Origin of the sequence: Pseudomonas sp., assembly GCF_050739995.1 — a bacterium.
GTDB lineage: Bacteria > Pseudomonadota > Gammaproteobacteria > Pseudomonadales > Pseudomonadaceae > Aquipseudomonas.
Map to the genome: position 1 here is coordinate 1 of NZ_JBOICG010000025.1, position 3,758 is coordinate 3,758.

At 59.7% G+C, this 3,758-nt stretch carries 4 protein-coding genes; all 4 read right to left on the minus strand.

Annotated features, from left to right (window positions below; all coding sequences use genetic code 11):
• Nucleotides 1-124: 124 nt before the first annotated feature.
• The 4 genes from ACRESD_RS00750 to livH are packed head-to-tail and all read right to left on the minus strand — an operon-like array spanning nucleotide 125 to nucleotide 3,756.
• Nucleotides 125-826 carry an ABC transporter ATP-binding protein gene (locus ACRESD_RS00750; RefSeq protein WP_431749182.1) on the minus strand — a complete coding sequence of 234 codons (702 nt, stop codon included), beginning with the start codon at nucleotides 824-826 and terminating at the stop codon, nucleotides 125-127.
• A 1-nt stretch (nucleotide 827) separates the two neighbouring features.
• Nucleotides 828-1,595 (minus strand): high-affinity branched-chain amino acid ABC transporter ATP-binding protein LivG, encoded by a 768-nt coding sequence (gene livG, locus ACRESD_RS00755; protein ID WP_003193538.1) that lies wholly within the window; start codon nucleotides 1,593-1,595, stop codon nucleotides 828-830.
• Nucleotides 1,592-2,845 (minus strand): high-affinity branched-chain amino acid ABC transporter permease LivM, encoded by a 1,254-nt coding sequence (locus tag ACRESD_RS00760; protein WP_431749183.1) that lies wholly within the window; start codon nucleotides 2,843-2,845, stop codon nucleotides 1,592-1,594. Before ACRESD_RS00760 ends, livG begins: the two co-directional genes overlap by 4 nt.
• Nucleotides 2,842-3,756 (minus strand): high-affinity branched-chain amino acid ABC transporter permease LivH, encoded by a 915-nt coding sequence (gene livH / locus ACRESD_RS00765; protein WP_431749184.1) that lies wholly within the window; start codon nucleotides 3,754-3,756, stop codon nucleotides 2,842-2,844. Before livH ends, ACRESD_RS00760 begins: the two co-directional genes overlap by 4 nt.
• Nucleotides 3,757-3,758 lie beyond the last annotated feature (2 nt).

Below are 3,758 nucleotides of genomic sequence, written 5' to 3' on the forward strand. Positions count from 1 at the left end.
GGCTTGCCCGCGATGCAGGCACATCGGTGTGTTAGTCACACCGCGGTGATGCCATCGCAGGCAAGCCAGCTCCCACACAAGCCAGCTCCCACATTTTTAGATCCGGTTCATGCAGCTACCGGCTTTAGCCCCCGAGGTACGCCTCACGCACTTTCGGATCGGTCAGCAACTGCTCGCCAGTACCTTGCATCACCACCCGGCCGTTCTCCAGCACGTAGGCACGGTCGGCGATTTTCAGCGCCTGGTTGGCGTTCTGTTCCACCAGGAACACCGTCACACCGTCCTTACGCAGTTGTTCGATGATGTCGAAAATCTGCTGGATGATGATGGGTGCCAGGCCCAGGGATGGCTCGTCCAACAGCAACAACTTGGGTTTGCTCATCAGCGCCCGGCCGATGGCGAGCATTTGCTGCTCGCCGCCGGACATGGTGCCGCCGCGCTGGCTGAAGCGTTCCTTGAGCCTTGGGAACAGGTGCAGCACCTTGTCCATCTGCTCCTGGTAGTCGCTCTTGTCGGTGAAGAACCCGCCCATGGCCAGGTTTTCTTCCACCGTCAGGCGCGAGAACACGCGGCGGCCTTCCGGCACCACCGCAATGCTCTTGCGCATGATGTGGGACGACGACTGGCCCACCAGCTCTTCACCCATGTAGCGGATGCTGCCGCTGTGAGCCTGTGGCGAACCGCACAGGGTCATCAACAGGGTCGACTTGCCGGCACCGTTGGCGCCAATGAGGGTGACAATTTCACCCTGACGCACTTCCACGTTGACACTGTGGAGGGCCTGGATCTTGCCGTAGAAAGTGGAAACGTTTTCGAATTGCAGCATTTTACGCTTCCCCCAAATAGGCTTTGATCACTTCGGGATTGTCACGGATCTGCTCCGGTGTCCCGTTTGCCAGCGGCGTGCCCTGGTTGATCACCACGATGTGGTCGGAAATGCTCATGACCAGTTTCATGTCGTGCTCGATCAACAGCACCGTGGCGTTGTTTTCCTCACGCAACACGCTGATCAGTGCCTTGAGGTCTTCGGTTTCCTTAGGGTTCAAGCCAGCGGCCGGTTCGTCGAGCATGAGAATCCGCGGACGGGTCATCATGCAGCGTGCGATCTCCAGGCGGCGTTGCTGACCATACGCCAGGGTGCCGGCAGGGCGGTTGGCAAACTCGGTGAGGTTGACCTTGTCCAGCCAGTACGCCGCGTACTCCATGGCTTCGCGCTCGCTCTTGCGGAACGCGGGCGTCTTGAACAAACCAGCGAAGAAGTTGGTGTTCAGGTGACGATGCTGGGCGATCAGCAGGTTCTCGACGGCTGTCATGTCCTTGAACAACCGCACGTTCTGGAATGTCCGTACTACGCCCTTGCGGGCGATCTCGTGACCGGCCAGACCCTGGATCGGTTGGCCATCCAGCAGGATGCTGCCGCCACTTGGTTTGTAGAAACCGGTGAGGCAGTTGAACACCGTGGTCTTGCCGGCGCCGTTGGGACCAATAAGCGCGACAACTTGTTTCTCTTTGACGGTCAGGGCTACGCCGTTGACCGCGAGCAGGCCACCGAAGCGCATGCTCAAATTTTCGACTTTCAGGATCTCGCGGCTCATTTGCGCAGCTCCATGTGTGGACGTTGCATGGGCAGCAGGCCTTGAGGACGCCAGATCATCATCAGCACCATCAGGGCGCCGAACATCAACATGCGGTAGTCACTGAACTCGCGCATCATTTCGGGCAGCAGGATCATGATGATTGCCGCCAGGATCACGCCCAACTGTGAGCCCATGCCACCCAATACCACGATGGCGAGAATGATCGCCGATTCGATAAAGGTGAACGACTCCGGGGTCACCAGGCCTTGGCGCGCGGCGAAGAAGCTGCCGGCGAAACCGGCGAACGCAGCGCCCAGGGTGAACGCGGAAAGCTTGATGATGGTCGGGTTCAGGCCCAGGGCACGGCAGGCGATTTCATCTTCGCGCAGTGCTTCCCAGGCGCGGCCGATCGGCATGCGCAGCAGGCGGTTGATCACGAACAGGGCGGCCAGTGCCAGCAACAGTGCCACCAGGTACAGGAACACCACTTTGCTCACCGGGTTGTAGTCGATCCCGAAGTATTCGTGGAACGTCTGCAGGCCCTCGGCCGCGCTGCGATCGAACGACAGTCCGAAGAACGTCGGCTTGGGAATGTTGCTGATCCCGTTCGGACCGCCCGTGATATCGGTAAGGTTACGCAGGAACAACCGGATGATTTCACCGAAACCCAAGGTCACGATGGCCAGGTAGTCACCGCGCAAACGCAACACCGGGAAGCCCAGCAGGAAGCCGAACGTGGCCGCCGCCATACCCGCCAATGGCAGGCAGATCCAGAAACCCCAGCCCAGGTAGTGCGAGAGCAGCGCGTAGGTGTAGGCACCCACGGCGTAGAAGCCCACGTAACCGAGGTCGAGCAGGCCTGCCAGGCCCACGACGATGTTCAGGCCCAGGCCCAGCAACACGTAGATCAGGATCAGGGTGGCGATGTCGACTGCACCGCGCGAGCCGAAGAATGGCCAGATCAGCGCCGCAATGATCAGCCCGATGATGATGTAGCGCTGGGTACGCGGCAGGGTCAGGAACTGGCTGACCTTGGGGGATACCAATGGGCCACGGTTGCCTTTGAACAAGGCGCCGACCTGCTGGGTGAACAGCACGCGCAGGAACATCAGCACCGAACACAGGGCGATGATGGTCAGGGTCACGGGACCGGTGCCATGCACTTCCAGGTTGATGCCGACAATGCTCAACTTGAGGCCGAGTACCGGGAAGGCCACCGCCCATACCAGTAAGGCGCTGAAGAACGCCGGTTTAAGATATCTGCTCATACTTTCTCAACCTCCGGACGGCCCAAAATGCCGGTCGGACGGAATAACAGCACCAGAACCAACAGGCCGAACGCCACGACGTCCTTGTACTGGTCGCCGAAGATATCGGCGCCAAACGCTTCGGCCACACCCAGCACCAGCCCGCCGAGCATGGCGCCCGGAATACTGCCGATGCCGCCCAATACCGCTGCGGTAAAGGCCTTGAGGCCTACCAGGAAACCGGCGTTAGGGTTGATTACGCCGTACTGCATGCTCAGCAGTACCGCCGCGACGGCTGCCAGTGCGGCGCCGATCACGAAGGTCAGGGCGATGAGGTTGTTGGTGTTGATGCCCAGCAGGTTGGCCATCTTGATGTCTTCGGCACAGGCCCGGCAGGCGCGGCCCAGACGGGAGCGGGAGATGAACAGGGTCAGGCCCAGCATGGCCACCAGGGTGACGACGAAGACCAGGATCTGCATATACGAAATCAGCACTTCTTGTGCGCCGCCTGGGCCGAAGGAGATGCTCCCCGGGATCAGGTTGGGAATGGACTTATCCTTGGAGTCCTGGGACAGCAATACGGTGTTTTGCAGGAAAATCGACATGCCGATGGCGGAAATCAGTGGGATCAAACGGTTGCTGCCACGCAAGGGACGGTAGGCAACGCGCTCGATACTGTAGCCATAGGCACTGGTCACGACGATCGACGCGATAAAGGCGGCGGTCATCAACAGCGGCAGGGAGTGGATCCCCATCATGGCCAGCCCGGCAAGGGCGATGAAAGCCACGTAGGAACCAATCATGTATACCTCGCCATGGGCGAAGTTGATCATTCCAATGATGCCGTAAACCATTGTGTAGCCAATGGCTATCAAGGCATAGGTGCTGCCAATGGTCAGGCCATTAACCAGCTGTTGGAAAAAATGATAGATCT